The following is a 19,410-nucleotide window of genomic DNA, read 5'->3' as shown; positions in this document are numbered from 1 at the left end:
CTTTTCCGCAGGCGAGATCATTGATCCGCGAAAAGTACATGGCCCGTCATCGCCTCCGGCTGCCGGATCCCCATGAGGGCCAGAATAGTGGGCGCGACATCGGCGAGAATACCATCGCGCAGGCGGATGTCGCGCGATGAGCCCGACAGCATGACCGGCACGGGACTTACGGTGTGAGCCGTGTGCGGCGCTCCGTTCTCGGGATCGATCATCATCTCGCAGTTGCCGTGGTCGGCGATCACCAGCATCGACCCGCCCGCGCGGGCGACGGCAGCGTCGATTTCGCCGAGCGCCGCATCAACGGTCTCCACCGCAACAATGGCCGCCTCCAGCTTGCCGGTGTGACCAACCATGTCCGGATTGGCGAAGTTGACGACCACCAGGTCGTAGTGCCCGCTCTCGATCGCCGCAGCGACCTTCGTCGTCAATTCCGGAGCCGACATGGCGGGTTGCAAGTCGTAGGTGGCCACCTTTGGCGAAGGTACGAGGATGCGATCCTCGTGTTCGTATGCGGCCTCGCGCCCGCCGTTCAGAAAATACGTCACATGCGGGTATTTTTCGGTTTCTGCGAGATGGACTTGCGTCTTCCCTGCCTTTGCGACCGTCTCGCTCAATCCGTCATCGAGACGCTGAGGTGGAAACAAAGTACGCATATATGGGTCGAGCTCCGATCCATAGGAGACCATTCCAATGGCGATCGACAGTTGCGGCCTCCGCCCACGCTCGAAGCCATCAAAGTCAGGAAGCGTCAGGGCCGCCAGGATCTCGCGTACACGATCCGACCGGAAGTTTGCACAGAGGATCGCGTCGCCGTCCCGAATACCTGCATAGTCGCCGATGACACTCGGCGGAATGAATTCATCCGTCTTGCCCTGCGTGGCCGCGGCGTCGATTGCTTCCTCCGCCCTAGTGAAACGCCCCCCTTTGCCCAAGGCGATCGCCTCGTAGGCGAGCCTGACCCGATCCCAGCGGCTGTCCCTGTCCATCGCGAAGAAACGGCCGCTGACGGTGGCGACAGGAGCACCGTCCGGAAGCTTCTCAGTGAGTTGGCGAAGATACGGGGCCGCCTGCCCCGGTTGCGTATCGCGGCCGTCGGTGAACGCGTGAACGATCGGCCGCACGCCAAGGCTCGCAAGCTCCCGGGCGACCGCCGCGACATGGTCCATGTGCGAGTGCACGCCCCCCGGAGAAACGAGCCCGAGGATATGGCACACGCCCCCCGTCCGCTTGAGCGTGTCAGGCAGCCGGCTCTCAGCAAGCAGATCGCGCAAAGTGCCGTCGGCGATCGCGGCGTCGATGCGCGGAAGCTCCTGCATGACGATACGCCCCGCCCCGATATTCAGATGCCCCACTTCGGAATTGCCCATCTGCCCCTCGGGCAAGCCGACCGCTGGGCCATGCGTCGTCAGGAACGCGTGCGGACACGTCGACCACAGACGATCGAAGTTAGGTGTCTTCGCAAGCAGGACGGCATTGCCCTCCGTCTCTTCCCGCCAGCCCCATCCGTCCATGATCATCAGGACTGTCGGTCTCTTCTCGTCCAAGGCAACCTCCTATCGCTCCAGTCCCGGCTTCATTCGGCGCCAGGCCGCATTGCATCCTTGAGCCGGGCTTCCAGTATCGCCAGGAAAGCCCGAAGCTTCTTCGGCACGAAACGGCTGCGCGGATAGAACGCCTTGATCACACGATGCGAGACGATCTCGCCATCAAAGACGGAAAGCAGCCTCCCGGCACGGATTTCGTCGACAACGCTGTAATGCGGAAGACGCGCAATGCCAGCGCCCTGGAGGGCCGCAAGCAGGATCGCGCTCTCGAAATTCGAGTGGAACGTGCCGTCCACCTGGACCGTGATCTCGTCGTCGTCAAAGCGCGCACTCCAGGTCCGCGGGTCGGGCTTCTGCGTCGTATGGATGAGGCAGTTGTGCTCTCGAAGGTCGGCGGGCTTCATCGGTCTCGGCCGCTCGGCGAAATAGGATGGCGCGGCGCAAATGACGTAGGGCGCCGGTCCGAGCTTGCGTTCGAAGAGACCGGTGTGAAAGGACTCGTCGTCATCGAAATCGCGGCTGCCGATAACGACATCCACGCCGCGTTCCATCAGGTTCACCGAGTAGGCGCTGACGGTGAGCTCGACCTTGATCGACGGATATCGCGCGTTGAAATCGACGATTGCCGGAGCGACAAGCGCCTGACCGACGCCGGGGGTGCTGTGAACCCGCAGGGTGCCTATCAGTTCGCTGCTGAGCCCGCTCGCATCCGCTTTCGCGGCGTCGATCTCGGCGAGGATCCGCGTGCAATGATCGAAGAAGACGCTACCCGCATCGGTGAGAAAGACGGCATGCGTCGAGCGGTTGAGCAGGGTCAGCTTCAACGCCTCCTCGAGTTGGGAGACGTGCTTGCTCATATAGGACGGCGACTTCCCAAAGATCTTTGCGGCGGTCGTGAAGCTGCCATGCTGCACCACGCGCGTGAAGATCACGATGTCGTTGAGATCGAGCCCGTCAAAACTCGATCTCGGCATGTCGGAAGACTTGATCATCTCCGGCGTCTTGGCACAACTCTGCGCCGGGGACAATTCAAGAAAAGAGCAGCGACTTGATAACAACGGGAATGACCCCCGGCGGGTTGAGAAACTCGCCGAGATCGACGAAATCCAGATCCTTGAGCCGCACGCCGTCAATGGAGATCAGGTGAGATTGGATACCGAGCTCCCGGTCGAGGATGCGGCCGATCGTCTGGCCGACGTCGCCATCGATCATCAGCACCAGCAACTCCTTGCGCTCGCCCTCTGGCGCGGCAACCATCTTGATCGCCTTGGCCACGGCGAGCAGGCGCTGGTAGTCCGGCGACCCTGTCCAGGAGAAAGCAAGCGCCGTCATCGCGTTAACATCGTGATCCTGCCTGTCGGCACTCTCACGAAATGCGGCGGCGATTTCCTCCGGATCGATGTCTTCGGCAAGCGTCTTTCCGAGATGGACCACTGGGATGTTGTGCTTCGGCAACGCGTCGGCGCCGTTCATGTAGAGCGTCTTGCCGCTTACCTGGACGGTGAATTGCGAGGCGCCGATGACGGTCGCGCGGATGCGTTGCCCGGCATCGACGATCGGTATCTCGATGCGCGGCTTGAGCTGCGCCACGATCTCGTTGGCGAGATCCCGTGCTATATCGCCATGGTCGTTCGGCTCGTAGTCGAAAATGTACTCGGAGACGCCACCGGAAAAGGTGATGTAGGCAGGCTGAACCGGCCGCTCGAGAGGCTCGGTCAGCAGGAGGCGATGGCCGAGTGCATCAAGCGGCCCCCCGAGGATTTCATCTACGGCGATTGCCGCGAGGCGCTTCGCAATGGCGCGACGGTTCCCGGCGTCAGCGATCGTACCGGGGTCGGTGCCGAGCCCAAGTTCCTCGGCAACGATCCGAGCGGAATCATCGACACGGGACCATGCACCTTGGTTGTCCTGAGCGAGCAGCCGCCCTCCTACCGCAAACGCCGCGACGCTGACAATTTCTCCCTTGTCAATCAGGGCTAGCTTAGTCGTGCCGCCACCGATATCGACATGCAGGCCGCAGGCATCCCTTTTCTTCGAGAGCGCCGTCGCGCCCGAACCATGGGCTGCGAGCATGCATTCGAGCTTGTGGCCGGCGGTCGCACAGACGAAACGGCCCGATTCATTTGCGAAGATTTCGTCGATCGCCCGCGCGTTCTTTCGCTTGATCGCCTCGCCCGTCAGAATGACGGCGCCGGTGTCTATGTGGCTGCGCTTGTAGCCGGCGTCATGATAGCAGTGCTGGAAGAAATGCCGCAATTCGTGCGCGTCGATCGTCCCGTCCGGCAGAAACGGCGTCAGGAGGATCGGCGAGCGCCAGAGCACCCGCCGATCGACGACGACGAACCGGCTGGAAAGATCGTCCGTCTCCCGCCGCAGGACGACGTTTGCAAACAGCAGGTGAGACGTGGAACTGCCGATATCGATGCCGACCGTCAACAGATCGACAGTTTCCTGCTTCCACAGCCAATCCGCGATCTGCTGACGTTCGCTGTCGGACAGATCGTCATGCTCGTGGTCGAAATCGAGATCGTGCACCCGCAACTCCTCCTTCCCCACAGCGCCGCGCCTCTTCAAGAGGCGCAAAAGATCGCTGTAGCACTTTGAATTGCTGCATGATTTTGTTCTCAATCGGCCCGATTCAAGAAATCATGCAGTGATGCCGGGCCCACCCGGCCGCCCTGATCCGCGCCGTGCGTTACGTCGCGGGACCGGCCAGGATCGGCGTCTGGATGACGCCCGTCAGGCTTTCCTTCGGCAGAGCCATGATAGCCGCTTCATCGAAGATGTCGCCCATGGCCGACGGAACGCCGGTCTTCTGCAGTTCCTCGAGGAACTTGCGATGCACGCGCGGATCCTGATCCTCGTATTCGATCTGCCGTCCGCCGTCCTTGACCGAAGTCGCTCCGCCCCCTTCCGCACTCTTGCGGCGCAACGAGATGAACGGATAGCGCCGGCTGCCGAGGCTGCAGGCGACATAGCGCGCCGGCTGGTCGCAGGTGTTGAAATGCTGGTGATACATCCAGAACGGTGGCGTATACATGAAGCCGTGGCGCCAAGGGATCTCCTTGAATTCGGAGTCTCCCTCGTACCACATCAGCGAGTATCCCTCGCCGTCGACGGCATGGACGTGCGTTCCTGCGGCGTGGCGATGCGCCTTCTTGTAGCGGCCGACCGGCATCTGCGAAACGTGGGAATGCATCGTTCCGTCCGCCAGCACGAAATTGACGTTGAGTGAACCCTTGCCGCGTCCCTCGAATTCATAGAGCTTGAAGCTCGTCAGGTCGTGGACGAAATTGGTTTCCCAGATGTTCTGCACCTTGCGCGCCGATTCCAGGCCATAGGAATAAAGCGCGCCCTCGCCTTCGAAATGCTTGGTCTGGCCGATGCGGTCCTTGAAAGCGAAGTCGTTGTCGAAGACGAAATCGAGATTGTGGTAAAGGTTGATGGTCAGCGGCGCGTTGTTCGTGCAGGAGAGGCGCACGGTATCGACACCCGAACCGTTGTTGAACTGGTAGAGGCAGTTCAACGGGATGGCGAAGAGCGCCTTCGGCCCCCATTCGAAGGTGCGGACTTCGCCGTTCGGAAGCCAGACGGTCGTCGAGCCATAGCCAGACAGGACATAGAAGAACGCTTCATAGAGGTGCTTGACCGGGCGTGTCTTGCGGCCTGGCAGAACCTCGATGACGTAGTTCGCCATGAAGTCGCCCATGCCATGGGTGTGCGCGAAGCAGCCGCGCGCGTCGTAGCGATCCCATGGTCCGGTTTCGAGCGCAAGCAGATCGTGCCCGAGATCGAAATGGATCGGGATGCCCTCGCCCTTGGACCAATCCTTATAGGGATCGACGAGGAACTTGGTGCTGCCGGGATCAGGAACCGCAACCGGTTCACCACTGAGCGGCTTTGTATCAATAGTACTGGCCATCTGGTTCACTTTCACTTGGCTTCGTTCCGCATTCGGCGCGAACTATGAGTTTTTTGAACCGGCGTCGGTAGTGTGTTTTCGGAAAAGACGTTTTCCCGATACTGCGCTCGCCGGTGACACCAAAGGCCGAAACCGGTCAGGCGAGACCGCCTTCCGAGGGGGCGAGCGGTCTCACGGTTCGCCCAAGATACGTCGCCTCGGGTCCGTAGAGCAGGGCTTTCACGTCGTCCGCCTTCAATGTCTTGATAATCTGATCCACCTGACCGGCGAGCGGCAGCATCAGCCCGGCCTTCTGCGCGAGCTCGAGGGTGACGTCCATGTCCTTCTCCTGCCATGTAAAACGCGTCGAATCCCAGCGCGCCAGCGTGCCATTCGTGCCGGGACAGGCCAGCAGAATCTCGCGCATGCGCTGCGCGTCGATGCCGTAACGCTTGGCGATCAGGAGGGTTTCGAAATTGGCGACGCAATGAATCCAGTGCAGCAGGTTGTTGCAGGATTTCGCAATCTGCCCCGCCCCGAGCGGTCCGACATGCACGACATCGCGGCTGTAGCTCATCAGCGCCGGGCGAACGCGCTCGACGTCCTCCTCCGTCCCGCCGCAGAGCGAAAGCAGCGTGCCTGACCGCGCTCCGGCAGCGCCGTAGACGACCGGCGCATCGACGAGACGCTTGCCTTTTGCCTTCAGATGCGGACCAAGGTCACGCATCGTCTCCGGGCTGATCGTCGCTGCGACGACGATGAGCGCATCGTCGGCTGCCTTGACTGCAAGCTCCTCGCAAACATCGATAACCTGTTGATCGGTTGCAACGACGAGAACAAAGACATCAGCCGAACGAGCCAGTTCATCGAGGCTTCGCTTCGATGCGATGCCGCGTGCCTCGGCCGCCGCCAGTCGCTCGTCGCTGACGTCGAAGGCCGAAACCTCAAAGCCCTTTTCCAGCATGTGACCGGCCATCGCGAGGCCCATTTCTCCCGTTCCAACGACACCGATTTTCATTTCCACCTCAGGATCTGCTTGCCGCGCTACGGCGCCGCGCGTCTTTTCAGACGTGCAAAAACATGTGTAACGCTTTGATTAGTTGTGTATTTCTCCTTAAATCGGCTCCGATTTAAGGAATTGGCGCCGGCCCGTCGTGCCGGCGATGACGGCCGCGTGGGTGGTGGCAGGCCAATCCAACGGGCGGCGGCATGACCGCCGCCCGTAACGCCGCAAGGCTCAGTTACGCGACAGAAGGGTCTGTTTCAGGAACTCGACGATTTCCGGCGTCTGATCCAGGGCCGCCTTGACCGTTGTCGCGACTTCTTCACCTACCTTCGGATCCACCGGCAGACTGAGAGACTGTGCCTTCGCCAGGAATTCCGGATCGGACGTGGCTGCTTTGTAGGCATCGCGCAGCGCCTTCAGCCGGTCTTCCGGGATGCCGGCCGGACCTGCCGTAAGCCGCGAAATGTTGCTCTGCGAGGCTACCAGCGCAACGACCTTCTTGGCTTCTTCGTCGTCGACCAGCGACGAGAGCTGCGGCACGTCCGTCTCCGAGCCGCCGATCTGGGCGATGAAGCGGCCATTGCCTTCATCCACGAACTGCTGGAAGGAGGAGCGCGAGGCGATGATCCCCTGCACTTCGCCCCGGCGCAAGGCGAGTTGGTCGTCGCTGCCGTTGTAGCCGGAAACAATCTGGATCGGCAGGTCGAGCGCGTTGACCAGCATCGTGGTCTCGATCGTGGAGGCGCTACCGACACCGGCGGAAGCAAACCGGATCGGCTCCTTCAGAGCCTTGAGCTGCTCGTAGCTCTCGATGCCGGACTCCTTGCTCACGACGATGACGCGCGGGTCGGAGGCGACTTTTCCGATCCAGGACATGTCCGCCAGGTCGAACTTGATACCGGGGTCACCGCCGAGCTGCCCATAGATGAGGCCGGTGTTGAAGGTACCGAACGTCAGGCCATCCGGCTCGGAAGCATAAATATAGTTCGCTCCGATGAGGTGGCCTGCGCCGGGCATGTTCTGGACGACGAAGGTCGAACCCGGCAGATATTTCTGCATGAACTGCGCCACGAGACGGCCATTGGTGTCGTAGCCTCCGCCCGGTCCGGTCGCGACGATATAGTTTACCGTCTTGCCGTTGAAGAACTCCGCGCCCTCCTGCGCCCAAGCGCAACCCGACGAGATCGTGAGCAGAGCCGCAGTGGCGCAAGCAGCCATGCGAATTGATTGCCATTTCATTGATTTTCCTCCCAGTTGAAGCTTGAAATTTCGCCAGAGCGGGATGAGGAAAAGTGTGCGCGGTTTTCCGCCCGCATCCCGCTCTAACTTATTAGAATCGATCACGTTCATGACTTTGGGTCGATTCGACCCAAAGTCATCGAGATCTAGGCGCATCAGCCTTCGCTCAGCGCCTCTTTCAGCACGTTGATGACCTCCGGCGCCTGGTCCAAGGCCTTCTCGACTCGCGTCCCGACCTCGTCGCCGACCTCGGGATCGACCGGAAGACCGAGTGCACGCGCCTTCTCGATGAATTCCGGATCGGATGTCGCAGCAGCATAGGCATCACGGAGAGCCTTGAGGCGATCTTCCGGAATTCCGGCGGGGCCGGCGGAAAGGCGCGAAATCCCGCTCTGCGATTCGATCAGGGCGACAACCTGCTTTGCCGTCGCGTCATCGACCATCGAGGAGAGTTGCGGCACGTCCGTTTCCGTGCCGCCGACCTGCGCGATGAAGCGGCCTTTGCCCTCATCGACGAACTGCTGGAATTCCGACCGAGACCCGATCACGCCCTGGACCTCGCCCCGCATCATTGCGAGCTGATCCTCGTTGCCGTTATAGCCCGAAACCACCTGGATCGGCAGCTTGAGCGCCTTGACGAACATCGTCGCCTCGATCATCGAGGCGCTTCCCTTCCCCGCAGTCGCGAATTTGACCGGCTCCTTCAGGGCTTTCAGCTGTTCGTAGCTTTCGATCCCCGATTCCTTGGTGACAAGAATAATCCGTGGGTCGGATGCGACTTTCCCGATCCATGACATTTTCGTCAGATCGAACTTGATGTTCGGGTCGCCGCTGAGCTGACCGTAGAGCAGACCGGTATTGAAGGTGCCGAAGGTAAGACCGTCCGGTTCGGAGGCATAGATGTAGTTCGTGCCCAGCAGATGGCCGGCGCCCGGCATGTTCTGCACGACGAAGGTCGAGCCCGGCAGATATTTCTGCATGTACTGCGCGACGAGGCGGCCGTTGGTGTCATAGACGCCGCCCGGCGCCGTCGCGACGATGTAGTTGACGGTCTTGCCGTTGAAGAAGTCGACCCCGTCCTCGGCCGAGGCAAGCCCCGGCCAGAAAGCCGCCAGGACGGCCGCGCCTGATGCCGCTATGCGAAGTGTTAGCATTCCCATTGTTTCCTCCCGTTACCTTCCGGGCATAAGCCGCCCGATTTCGGAGGCCCCCGTTTCCCGACAGCGTCTGCGAGCGGCAAACCAGTCCCGCTCACGGTGGCGCCGCCAACGTGAAACCATCCATGCCATGTGTTTGCTGTTTCGTTTGGGCGCGCGCCCCGAAGGGCGCCCGCATCGTCTCAAACCGCCTCCTCGCGGACCTGGGTCAGGCTGCCCCTATCCCGATTGCCTGCACCAACCAGGGTGTCACGAAACCGGGGTGGAGCTGGATGTGCAGTAGCGCACCGAACATCAGGTAGAGCACCAGCGTGGCAGCTGCCGCCAACGCCAACGCGAACCGCCACGACGCCTCGGCCTCCCGACGGAGGAACGTTACCAGCAGCACTGGCACGCTCGCGTAGAAACCGAAGGCCAGGATTGCCGCGACAAAGGCGACGAAATAGGTCCACATCAGGATCTCCTGCGAGACCGTGTGCGGCCCGAATTCCGGCAGTTCCGGATCCGGACCGGCCTGATGTGCCACACCCGCGCGCGGCGCACTGTGGAATGCGCTCTTCGACGACGGCATCAAGTCGATGCCAAGCTGGACGAGGCAGAGCGCAATGGCCGGCAGACCGACGATCAGCGGCATGAAGCGCGCCTTGGCTGGAAACTCCATCGAGAGGCCCACCATGACGATGAAGAAGGCGAGCATGACGATGGTGAGCCATGTGCTGAAGGAAAGGTGCTTCACGTGTTGACCTCCACGCTGGGCTGGCCATTGCCGGACCGGAAGTTGCGATAGAAGGCGTAGATCATCAGCGCGACGATCATGCCGATGAGGACAAGCGACATCGGGCGCAGGAAGAAGGAGTAACCCCACAACTGCAGCGCTTGGTGCAGCGAGGCTTCCGCCTGGCCGCCGAGAACGAGACCGATGACGAATGGCGAGCGCGGCCAGCCGGCCCGCTGGAAGCCGTAGCCGATCGCACTGAACAGCACGAGGACCACGAGATTCTGCCACTGCACATCGCTGACGAAACAGCCGATCGTCACGAAGACGAGGATGAAGGGCGCCAGCATGCGGCCGTTGACGAAGGTCAGAACCGCGATCCAGCGACAGACGACGAGCAGCATGGCGACGGCAATGAGGTTGCCCACGACCAGTGCCCAGATCAGCGTCCAGACAAGATCAAGATGCTTCGTAACCATCATCGCGCCCGGCTGGATGCCGAGGATGAGGAAGGCGCCGAGCAGCACGGCCATGCCCGAGCTGCCGGGGATGCCGAAGAAGAGGGTCGGAAGCAGAGAGCCGCCTTCCTTGCCGTTGCTGGCTGTTTCCGGTGCGATGACGCCTTCGATCGCACCCTTGCCGAACCGCTCTGGCGTCTTCGAGCTTTGCACCGCGTGGCCATAGCAGAGCCATGCCGCGGTCGAGCCGCCAAGGCCGGGGATCATGCCGATGACCGAGCCGATAACCGAGGTGCGGACCACGAGCCACCAGTGGCGCGGAACTTCCATGACACCGGAAAACATCTGCCGGTACGAGAAGGCCTTGTCCATCGGTGCAGCCGAGATCGCACCGCCCTTGGTGGCAAGCGCCAGCATTTCCGGCACGGCGAACATCGCAAGCACGGCGGTCACCAAGCTAACGCCGTCCCACAGAAAAAGCATGTCCCCTGCATAGCGCGGCGTGCCGGTGATCGGATCCATGCCGATCGTCGAAAGCATGAGGCCGTAGAAGCCAACAATCAGGCCTTTGACGATCTTGCTCCCGCTCGCGAGAAAAGCGATGAAACTGATGCCGAGAAGAGCAATCAGGAAGAACTCGGCCGGGCTGAACATCAGGATGACCGGCTCCAGCACAGGGATCATCACGGCGAATACGACGGCGCCGATGATGCCGCCGACACCGGAGGCGGTAATGCTGGCGCCGAGCGCACGCGCCGCCTGGCCCTGCTTGGCGAGTGGATAACCGTCAAGCGTAGTTGCCGCATCATCCCCATCGCCGGGGATGCCGAACATGATGCTCGATATCTGGCCGCTGGTGCCGTTGACGGCGTGCATGGTCAGCAGGAAAACGGCGCCTGCCACCATGTCCATGCCATAGACGAACGGAATCGCCATGGCGATGGAGAGCTTGCCTCCGATGCCGGGCGTCACGCCGACGAGCAGTCCGAAGACGACTGCGATCAGCATGAGACCCATGGTGTGGGGGGTGCTCACAAGATTGAAGAGCGCCCCGAACATAGTCTCGATCATTTCTGGTTCCAATCCTCCCGTGGAATGGAGTTCCCGCCGATCAAATCGCGGCTCCATCGGGCAATCACTTGCGAACTCCCCCTGCAGACAGGGCGATTACCAGCATTGGTGCTGGCCCCTGCCTGTCGCGTGGTTTTCATTAGTGCCATCGCTGTGACCTTTGTCCAAAGCAAAAAATTATGCTTAGTCCAACAGTTTTTGCGCGGACAGAAATCGGCACCATGATCGAGGACGCTGTTGCCGCGACCTGCAACCCCACGTTTATCCACTTGATATTCCTTTTATTTCTGTTCTTTAGAACATAGTAATCTTCATTGAACTGCTATCTCCGCCACCTTTCTGGTTGTGACTTGGTCAGGCAAGACCGGCCTCAACTGGCCCTCTCGCCAGACATGCGTCACGTGGACGGATAGCGTCGATAAATTTTTCTTAAAGCGACGCTAAGGCGAAATAGCATGGACTTTCCGGAGTTTGCGCCACTAGCATCCGACGGTCTCACGCAAGCGCAGGGCAAGCGTGTCGCGCCAATCGCACCTCTATCATTTGCTCTCCCCGCTCTTCCGACTGCCGAGCGGGAGATTGCGGCTTCGGAGCACCAATGGACAAACCTGTCGGCGACATCGGCATGGAGAAGGAGCAGACCGTGACCTCTCTTGCCCTGCTCGCTTCCTTTCTGCGGCTCGGCGCCTCCTCCTTCGGAGGCGGCATGGCTGGCTGGACCCATCGTGAGATCGTCGAACGCCGCGCCTGGTTGACCGACGAGGAATTCCTGAAGACGCTGACGGTCGCCCAGATCATGCCGGGCGCCAATCCGGTCAACCTCGCCGTATATATCGGTCTTAAACTGCGCGGGATAGCCGGCGCCTGCATCGCCCTCTTCGGCATGGTGTTGCCCGCCTTCGCGGTGATCCTGGTGATGAGCGTCACTTACCAGCAACTCAGGTCCCACCCGGAGGCACAGGCAGTGCTGCGGGGACTTGCCTGCGTTGGCATCGCCTCTTCATTGACGATGGGAATCAAAACCGCCCGCCGGCTCAAGGCGCATGCGTTGCCCATCCTAATGGCGCTGTCCGTCTTCCTGATGGTTGGCGTCCTGCATTGGTCGCTTGTCGCCGTCGTTGCGGCCACCATTCCCGTCAGCGTTGCCGCAACATTCTGGATCGAACGGGAGAAATCGCGTGGTTGACGACAAGCTGCTCGGTCTGATTCTGCTCTGTATCCCTCTGTCGCTGGTTTCCTTCGGCGGCGGCCAGACGATCGTGGCGAGCCTCCAGCATCAGACTGTCGATGTTCTGCAACTCCTGAGCGGTCCGCAGTTCACCGATCTCTACGCTATTTCGCGCGCGGCTCCCGGGCCGGGCACCTTGATCGTAGCGCTGATCGGATGGGAGGTCAGCGGCCTTTGGGGAGCGATCCTCGCAACGCTCGCGATATTCATTCCCTCGTCCGTCCTGCTCTGCATTTTGGGCAGCTATTGGCAACGCCATCGCCGCTCTGCCTGGGCGATGGCGGCGGAAAAGGGCCTCGCCCCCGTCGCCGTCGGCCTGATTTTCGCCGGCGTCTTCACCGTCGCGCAGTCGGCCAGCTTCACGCCGCTCGAACTGGCAACGTCCCTCGGCGCGGGTGCCGTCCTGTTGACGACGAAAACCGGGGCCTATCCCCTCCTTGCCGTGGTCGGTGTCGGCTATTTTCTGCTGAGCCTCGCCGGAATGGCCTGAAACCTCACGCGATTTCCATGCGTGTTCAAGTCTCGCGGGCGCACCCGACTGCGGCCGAGGACCTCGGCCGTCGCCATTGCTGCCCGACGTCACCCTTGGAACCTGACGAAAGATAAAAATCGTCCTGCCGCGATTGACCGCAAGGTGATTCACGGTATGATACTTAAATCAGAACATCGTTCCGCATAAAGGAACACCTGAAGGGAGGGTACACGCAGATGGCCGAACCATTGGTTTTACGGACCGCGGTCGGGAAACACGATCACGTAAAGCCCCTGAAGGACGGCAGGGTCCGATCGAGCCGTGTAACGCTCGAGTTCCAGGAATTCGATCCGCTGCCAAAGGCGTTCCGTACGATGGTGCGCGGCGGAGAACTCGATCTTTCGGAAATGGCGATCGTCACCCATCTGCTCGCGCACCACTATGGAAAGCCGATCACCGGCCTCGCCGTACCGCTCTGGAGCCGGTTGCCGCATACCAACCTCGTCTGTCCCGTCGAATCGAAGATCGATGGACCGCGTGACCTGGAAAACACGAAGGTCGGCGTGCGCGCCTATGCGCAGACGTCCGGCGTCTGGGTCCGGGGCGTCCTTCAGCATGAGTACGGCGTCGACCTCAACGGCATCACCTGGGTCACCATGGAGGATGCGCATCTCAGCGAATACGACGACCCGGCCATCGCGGTGCGCAATCAATCGGAGATGGCCCTGCGGCCACTGATGCTCACAGGCGAGCTGTCCGCGATCATGGGTGAGCGCGAGGTGGATCCGGTGGGGATCCGCAGCGTCATCCCCGATGCCGAGAGGGCCGCGAAAGACTGGATTGCCGCGACCGGCATCGTTCCGATCAACCACGTGCTGACGGTCAAGACGTCTCTTATGCAAGAGCACCCGTGGCTCGCCGGCGAGCTGATGGAGTTGTTCGACGAGGCGCGGCGTGTAGCGGAGGCCGACGGAGCGGCACCGCCTCCGCCTTACGGGCTGGAAGAAAACCGCCGATCGCTGCAGCTCGCCTTTGCCTATTCGGCCGAGCAGCAGATCACACCGCGCGTCTACGACGTGGACGAACTATTCCATTCAATTTGAGGCTCGAAGAAGCGGACGAGGCCGCGCTCGCCCGCTGCAGCACAAGGATGCCGCAATGATCATCGACATTCACGGACACTACACGACGGAGCCACAGGCGCTCCACCAGTTCCGAGACAAGCAGCTCGCCGGTCTCGCAGATCCGATGCGACGGCCACTGTCGTCGGACCTCGGCATCACCGACGAGATGCTGCTGAAATCGGTCGAACCGCAGCTCAAATTCCAGAAGGAACGCGGAAGCGATCTGACGATCTTTTCGCCGCGAGCCGCCGGCATGGCTCATCACGTCGGAACCGAAGCCATCAGCATGCAGTGGTCGGCGATGTCGAACGACCTGATCTATCGAATCTGCAGCCTGCTGCCCGACAATTTCGCCGCGGTCGGACAATTGCCGCAGCATCCCGGCACACCGCCGAAGAACTGCATTCCCGAGCTTGAGCGCATCGTCAACGAATTGGGCTTCGTCGGCGTCAATCTCAATCCCGATCCATCAGGCGGCTACTGGACCGATCCGCCGCTCACGGACCGGCAGTGGTACCCGCTCTATGAGAAGCTCTGCGAGCTCGAGGTGCCGGCGATGATCCACGTGACGTCTTCGTGCAATCCGTGCTTTCACCATACCGGCGCTCACTACATCAACGGCGACACCACCGCCTTCATGCAATTGATTCAGGGCGATCTCTTCCGGGACTTCCCGACGTTGAAATTCGTCATCCCGCACGGCGGCGGCGCGGTGCCATTCCATTGGGGGCGCTATCGCGGGCTTGCTCAGGAGATGAAGAAGCCGTTGCTCTCGGAGCACCTGCTGAACAACGTCTTCTTCGACACCTGCGTCTATCACTATCCGGGCATCGAACTGATGGCCAAGGTCATCCCGGTGGACAATATCCTCTTCGCCTCGGAAATGCTCGGAGCCGTCAAGGGCATCGATCCGGAAACGGGGCACCACTACGACGACACGAAGCGCTACATCGATCAGCTTCAAACGCTCGACAAGGAAAGCCGCTACAAGATTTTCGAAGGCAACGCCCGCCGCGTCTATCCGAGACTCGATGCCCAGCTCGCAAAGCGCGGGCGGCCGGCGCGGACAGCGTGACGCGCCATGGGAGGCGTTTCACCCATCATCCACCGCTGCCCGCCGCCCCCCCGCTGGGCCGCTTCAGCAGCAGGACGCGTCGTCGTCCGAGATGATTGCGTTCTTCATCCAGGACGGCGGCAGATCGTCCTCCCGAACCTCGACGGCGCGCTTGAATACCTTGAACTGGTGACGCCGGTCGGGTGCCGTCCAGAAGGCGACAACCGTTTCGAGCGGCGGGCAACCCGGCAGGCCGCAAGCGATTTCCGACACCATGATCGCGACATCGTCGGCAAGCGCGAAACGCTCGCGCGTCCAGGCCTTCACCTGGCGGACGGCGGCGAGATGTTCGGGTTTCGAAGCGGCGGTCTTGAGCATGATTTTGATCCAGTCGCGCCGGCACCTGAGCCGGAAGCGGTCTCCCGTTACATAGGGCGGCGTGGCCGCTCCTGTCAAAAACGAATCCGGAAAAACAGGCCTGATCGTATTCGCATGCCGCGCATGCGAACGGCCACGCAGCATTCGAAAGGAAAGTGAACATGCCAGAACAGGTCCTCGCGGCGGTCCGCACCGGTCCGAGCAAGATGGAAATCCGCGAATTCCCGATGCCGGACGTTCCGGAGGATGCAGCCCTCCTCAAGATGGAGGTCGCCGGCATCTGCGGCACGGACGTCAAGCTCTTCAAGAGCCCGCCGACGAACGCGCCGACGATCATGGGGCACGAGAACATCGGTTACATCGCCAAAGCGGGCCGCGAATTCACACGTCGCAAGGGCTTCAAGGAAGGCGACCTCGTCTTCGTCGAGCACTATGTCATGTGCGGTAAGTGCCAATGGTGTCATCAGGGACAATATCGCCATTGCGAGAACACCGACTGGCGCAACAATCCTGATGGCATTCGTTACGGCTACACCTCGGCCGAACGCGCGCCGCACCTTTGGGGCGGTTTCGCGCAATATGTCTATCTCCCCTGGAACGCCGTCGTCCACCGCGTGCCGAAGGGCGTAACGCCGGAGCTCGCGGGCCTCGTCACGCCGATGGCGAATGGGGTTGAATGGTCGCTCTTCGATGCCGGCGTCGGCTATAACTCCACAGTACTTATCCAGGGGCCGGGCCAGCAGGGCCTGTCGCAAACGGTTGTCTGCAAGCAGGCGGGCGCATCGCTGATCATTGTCACCGGAACCTCCAAGGACGCGGCCCGCCTCGAGGTCGCGAAGACACTTGGCGCCGACTACGTCATCGACGTGCAGCAGGAGGATCCGCTTGCACGCATCATGGAGATTACCGGCGGCAGGGGTGTCGACATCTCTCTCGACTGCACGGCTGGCGCCGGCACGATTCCGATCCTGCTCGGCGTCGAGGCGCTGAAGCGAAAAGCAGGCACCATCCTCGTCCAGGGCGAGATGAAGGAGTTCCCGAATTTCCCGCTCGAGAAGGTGACGACGAAGGCGATCACCATCAAGAGTGCGCGCGGTCACAGCTATCTCGCCTGCGAGCTGGCGCTCGATCAGATCGCATCGAACCGCTTTCCGCTCGAAAAGATCACCACGCACCGCTTCGGCCTGAAGGACGCAGACCTGGCGATCAAGTCGGTCGGTGGCCAGGGCGTACCGGACGTCATCCATGCATCATTGATGCCGTGGATGTGAGCCGTAGCGATCAAGGGAGGAACAGGCAGATGACACTTGGATTCAGGGTGCTCGAGCGGCGGCAGCGCGTCGGCACGGCGATGATCGAAAAATTTCGTGAGCTGCCGGTCGCGAACGTCAGCGACGTCATGTCCCGCATGACGGCGGGCGGGGCAGCCCTCAGGCCGCTCCATGCCTCCGGCGTGCTTGCTGGCGCGGCCTTCACGGTGAAGACACGGCCCGGCGACAATCTGATGATCCACAAGGCGCTGCTGATGACCGGCCCGGGCGACGTCATCGTGGTCGACGCCGGCGGGGATCTCACCAACGCTCTCGTCGGCGAACTCATGCTCTCCCATGCAAGGGCGATCGGCGTCACCGGCGTCGTGATCAATGGCGCCGTCAGAGACTATGGCTGGATCAAGACCAATACCTTCCCGGTCTTCGCCGCCGGCATCACCCACCGCGGCCCTTACAAGGACGGCCCGGGCGAGATCAACGTTCCAATTTCCCTTGGCGGAATGATCATCGAGCCGGGCGATCTCATGCTCGGCGATGAAGACGGCCTCGTCTGCGTACCGTTCGACCAGGTCGAGGACGTCTACGCCAAGGCGAAAGCCAAAAACGAGGCCGAGGCGAAAACGCTAACCAACACGCTCGCCGGCAAGCTCGACCCGAAGCTCTGGGTGGACGAAAGCCTGAAGAAGCTCGGCTGTGGCGGGGTCTAGAGCGGGGGATAGTGTGAGCGGTTTTCCCGCCGCATCCCGCTCTGACCTGTCAGAATCGATCACCGATTTAGGTCGATCCGATCCAAATCAGTGATCTGGTGCGCCCTGCCGGGCGCGACACGTTCCGGAGCCGCTCGCTCCGACGCGTCACGGTGCCTTCCAAGTCACTGTCCGGTGGCGCGCATATTCGGCTTTGTAAAGAATGATGCGCCGTTTCGAGGAGGATTAAATATGGCACTGACAACGATCGACGGCATCGCGACGCGCTACGAGGTCCTTGGTTCGGGACCACCGCTGCTCATGTACTCGCCCGGCGGCTTTGATGCGACCATCGAGAAATGGCGAACGCAGGGCATCTATGCCGAGATCCAGTTCCTCGAACAATTGCCTGAGCACTTTACCTGCATCACCTTCGACCGGCGCGAGACTGGCCAGTCCGGCGGCCGCGTCGAGCGGGTCACCTGGTCGGATTACGTCAGGCAGGGCAAGGGCCTTCTCGACCATCTCGGCATCGACAAGGCCTATCTGATGGGCGGCTGCATGGGCTGTAGCGTCGTCGCCGCCTTTGCGGCCGAGCTTCCCGAATCCGTGCTCGGTATGGTGCTCTTCTGGCCGGTCGGCGGCGCACGTTACCGCATCGCGGGCCACCAGCGCTTCGCCGAGCACCTGGCCTTCGTCCATCAGAATAACCTGGAGGCGGTCGTCGCATTGGCGAAGGAGAGCAACAAGGCTTTCGGTGCCGATCCTCGCGGGGGCCCATGGGTTTCGGTTCTCAGGCGCGATCCGGAGTTCGCGGAGCGCTATGTCCGGCAGAATGTCGATCATTACAAGGCGATCCTCGCGGGTATGCCAAGAACGTTGCTCGACAGGGATACCTCGCCCGGCGCCGAACCGGAGGACCTGTTGCGCCTGAACATCCCGACGCTGATCATTCCCGGGGCCGACGCCTCTCACGCGACATCGGCCGCGCGATACCTCCAGGAATGCATCCCCGGATCGCAGTATTGGGACGTCCCTGTCTTGGAGCAAACTTCCGCCGCCACCAACGCGCGCGTGATCGAATTCCTCCGCCAGGCAGAAGCGTCGCGTAACGGCTGATAAGCACAAAGCGGCTCCCGAAGATCAGGGGGCCGCATCCTCCGCGGCCACGAGATCAGGCAGAAATTCCTTCCCCTGGGTCGCGAGGAAGTCCTCGAAGGCGGCAATGACCGGGGTCATCGCGCGATCTGTCCGGCTGACGGCAAACCATTGCCGGCGGATCGGCAGGCCGACGACATCAAGGATCGTCAGTTCGCCGGCCTGGACCTCCGCGGCGACGCTGTGGGCGGCGAGAAAGGCGACGCTGGTATCAGCCATCACCGCGCGCTTGATGTCCTCGATCGATTCCATTTCCGTATTGGGGCCATCGACCCTTCCTGGAATCTCGCTCATGAAACGATCGAAGAAGATGCGCGTCCCGGAGTCGGGGCTGCGAAGGAAAAAATGCTCGCGCGCGATTTCCGCCTTGGAAATGCCCTGCCGCCCGGCAAGCGGATGATTGGGCGCGCTGACGACGACCAGCGAATGCTCTCCGAATATCGCCGCGCGCACCGAGAATTCCCGCGGCGGGCGCCCAAGCAGCGCGATGTCGATCGTTCTGTTCTTCAAACGCTCCACCGTTTCGGCGCGGCGGTCGACAAAAAGCTCGAGGTCGATGTCGGGATATGCACTCGAAAAGGCCGCGACCATCGGTTTTGCGAAGTACTTGACCGTGGAAACCGCTCCAACTGCGATATGCCCGCGCTTCACGCCCTTGAACGCGTCGAGCTCCGCTTCCAGCAGCGAAAGGCGCTCCTCGATATCGCGCGCAGCAGCAAGGACCGCGTGTCCGGCTTCCGTCGGAAACATCCCGTGGGCCATGCGCTCGAAGAGCTGGACGCCGGCTTCCGCCTCGATCTGTTTCAACTGCAAGGTAACCGCCGGCGCGGTTAAGCCGAGTGCTTTCGCGGCGCCGACGACCTTACCGTGTGCCTCGATCGCGCGTATCGACTTCAACTGCCGAAACGTGATATTTTTCATTCGTGAAGCATAAAAAAACTTAATGCG

18 protein-coding genes are annotated in these 19,410 nt (G+C 61.5%); 7 read left to right on the top strand and 11 right to left on the bottom strand.

What is annotated here, in order from left to right; translation table 11 throughout:
- Positions 1–17 precede the first annotated feature (17 nt).
- The 9 genes from gpmI to QN224_RS20485 all read right to left on the bottom strand — a co-directional run bounded on the left by gpmI (position 18) and on the right by QN224_RS20485 (position 11,091).
- Positions 18–1,544 (bottom strand): 2,3-bisphosphoglycerate-independent phosphoglycerate mutase, encoded by a 1,527-nt coding sequence (gene gpmI / locus QN224_RS20525; RefSeq protein WP_283978158.1) that lies wholly within the window; start codon positions 1,542–1,544, stop codon positions 18–20.
- A 29-nt stretch (positions 1,545–1,573) separates the two neighbouring features.
- Positions 1,574–2,536, bottom strand: a complete 963-nt coding sequence (locus QN224_RS20520) for a LysR family transcriptional regulator (RefSeq protein ID WP_173513470.1) — start codon at positions 2,534–2,536, stop codon at positions 1,574–1,576.
- Positions 2,537–2,573: 37 nt separating this feature from the next.
- Positions 2,574–4,079 (bottom strand): ethanolamine ammonia-lyase reactivating factor EutA, encoded by a 1,506-nt coding sequence (locus tag QN224_RS20515; RefSeq protein WP_283978157.1) that lies wholly within the window; start codon positions 4,077–4,079, stop codon positions 2,574–2,576.
- Positions 4,080–4,239: 160 nt separating this feature from the next.
- Positions 4,240–5,466, bottom strand: coding sequence for a hypothetical protein (locus QN224_RS20510; RefSeq protein ID WP_283978156.1), 1,227 nt, complete (start codon positions 5,464–5,466; stop codon positions 4,240–4,242).
- Positions 5,467–5,602: 136 nt separating this feature from the next.
- Entirely contained in the window at positions 5,603–6,463 is an 861-nt protein-coding gene (locus tag QN224_RS20505; RefSeq protein ID WP_283978155.1) for an NAD(P)-dependent oxidoreductase, read from the bottom strand.
- Between the two features lie 219 nt (positions 6,464–6,682).
- Positions 6,683–7,690 (bottom strand): tripartite tricarboxylate transporter substrate binding protein, encoded by a 1,008-nt coding sequence (locus tag QN224_RS20500; RefSeq protein WP_283978154.1) that lies wholly within the window; start codon positions 7,688–7,690, stop codon positions 6,683–6,685.
- Positions 7,691–7,845: 155 nt separating this feature from the next.
- The gene (locus QN224_RS20495) at positions 7,846–8,850 is read right to left on the bottom strand and encodes a tripartite tricarboxylate transporter substrate binding protein (protein WP_283978153.1); all 1,005 of its coding nucleotides are present in this window, start codon (positions 8,848–8,850) and stop codon (positions 7,846–7,848) included.
- Between the two features lie 205 nt (positions 8,851–9,055).
- Positions 9,056–9,583: a tripartite tricarboxylate transporter TctB family protein gene (locus tag QN224_RS20490; RefSeq protein ID WP_283978152.1), complete on the bottom strand. Its 528-nt coding sequence runs from the start codon at positions 9,581–9,583 to the stop codon at positions 9,056–9,058.
- Positions 9,580–11,091 carry a tripartite tricarboxylate transporter permease gene (locus QN224_RS20485; protein WP_173513465.1) on the bottom strand — a complete coding sequence of 504 codons (1,512 nt, stop codon included), beginning with the start codon at positions 11,089–11,091 and terminating at the stop codon, positions 9,580–9,582. The genes QN224_RS20490 and QN224_RS20485 overlap by 4 nt, the downstream gene beginning before the upstream one ends.
- A 598-nt stretch (positions 11,092–11,689) precedes the next feature.
- Between QN224_RS20485 and QN224_RS20480 the strand changes: the two genes are divergently transcribed.
- The 4 genes from QN224_RS20480 to QN224_RS20465 all read left to right on the top strand — a co-directional run bounded on the left by QN224_RS20480 (position 11,690) and on the right by QN224_RS20465 (position 14,990).
- Positions 11,690–12,277 carry a chromate transporter gene (locus QN224_RS20480; RefSeq protein WP_283978151.1) on the top strand — a complete coding sequence of 196 codons (588 nt, stop codon included), beginning with the start codon at positions 11,690–11,692 and terminating at the stop codon, positions 12,275–12,277.
- Entirely contained in the window at positions 12,270–12,809 is a 540-nt protein-coding gene (locus tag QN224_RS20475) for a chromate transporter (RefSeq protein ID WP_173513463.1), read from the top strand. Before QN224_RS20480 ends, QN224_RS20475 begins: the two co-directional genes overlap by 8 nt.
- Before the next feature lie 218 nt (positions 12,810–13,027).
- Complete coding sequence (locus QN224_RS20470) at positions 13,028–13,894, top strand: phosphate ABC transporter substrate-binding protein (RefSeq protein WP_283978150.1); 867 nt, start codon at positions 13,028–13,030, stop codon at positions 13,892–13,894.
- A 55-nt stretch (positions 13,895–13,949) separates the two neighbouring features.
- Positions 13,950–14,990: an amidohydrolase family protein gene (locus QN224_RS20465; protein WP_283978149.1), complete on the top strand. Its 1,041-nt coding sequence runs from the start codon at positions 13,950–13,952 to the stop codon at positions 14,988–14,990.
- 63 nt (positions 14,991–15,053) lie between these two features.
- Here the strand turns inward: QN224_RS20465 and QN224_RS20460 are convergent, their stop codons facing one another.
- Positions 15,054–15,347, bottom strand: a complete 294-nt coding sequence (locus QN224_RS20460) for a hypothetical protein (protein WP_173513460.1) — start codon at positions 15,345–15,347, stop codon at positions 15,054–15,056.
- Between the two features lie 161 nt (positions 15,348–15,508).
- On the opposite strand from QN224_RS20460, the gene QN224_RS20455 reads away from it, so the two are divergent.
- The 3 genes from QN224_RS20455 (at position 15,509) to QN224_RS20445 (ending at position 18,423) form a co-directional block, all read left to right on the top strand.
- Complete coding sequence (locus QN224_RS20455) at positions 15,509–16,618, top strand: zinc-binding dehydrogenase (protein ID WP_269275321.1); 1,110 nt, start codon at positions 15,509–15,511, stop codon at positions 16,616–16,618.
- 29 nt (positions 16,619–16,647) lie between these two features.
- Complete coding sequence (locus tag QN224_RS20450; protein ID WP_283978148.1) at positions 16,648–17,325, top strand: RraA family protein; 678 nt, start codon at positions 16,648–16,650, stop codon at positions 17,323–17,325.
- Between the two features lie 231 nt (positions 17,326–17,556).
- On the top strand, positions 17,557–18,423 hold the full coding sequence (locus QN224_RS20445; protein ID WP_283978147.1) for an alpha/beta hydrolase: 867 nt from the start codon (positions 17,557–17,559) through the stop codon (positions 18,421–18,423).
- 24 nt (positions 18,424–18,447) lie between these two features.
- Here QN224_RS20445 and QN224_RS20440 read toward each other — a convergent pair whose 3' ends face one another.
- Positions 18,448–19,383 (bottom strand): LysR family transcriptional regulator, encoded by a 936-nt coding sequence (locus tag QN224_RS20440; protein ID WP_283978146.1) that lies wholly within the window; start codon positions 19,381–19,383, stop codon positions 18,448–18,450.
- Between the last annotated feature and the right edge of the window lie 27 nt (positions 19,384–19,410).

It is taken from the genome of Sinorhizobium sp. 7-81, from assembly GCF_030124405.1.
Taxonomy (GTDB): domain Bacteria; phylum Pseudomonadota; class Alphaproteobacteria; order Rhizobiales; family Rhizobiaceae; genus Sinorhizobium; species Sinorhizobium psoraleae.
Note: the sequence above shows the minus strand (reverse complement) of the source record. Positions and strands in the feature narration are given on the sequence as shown.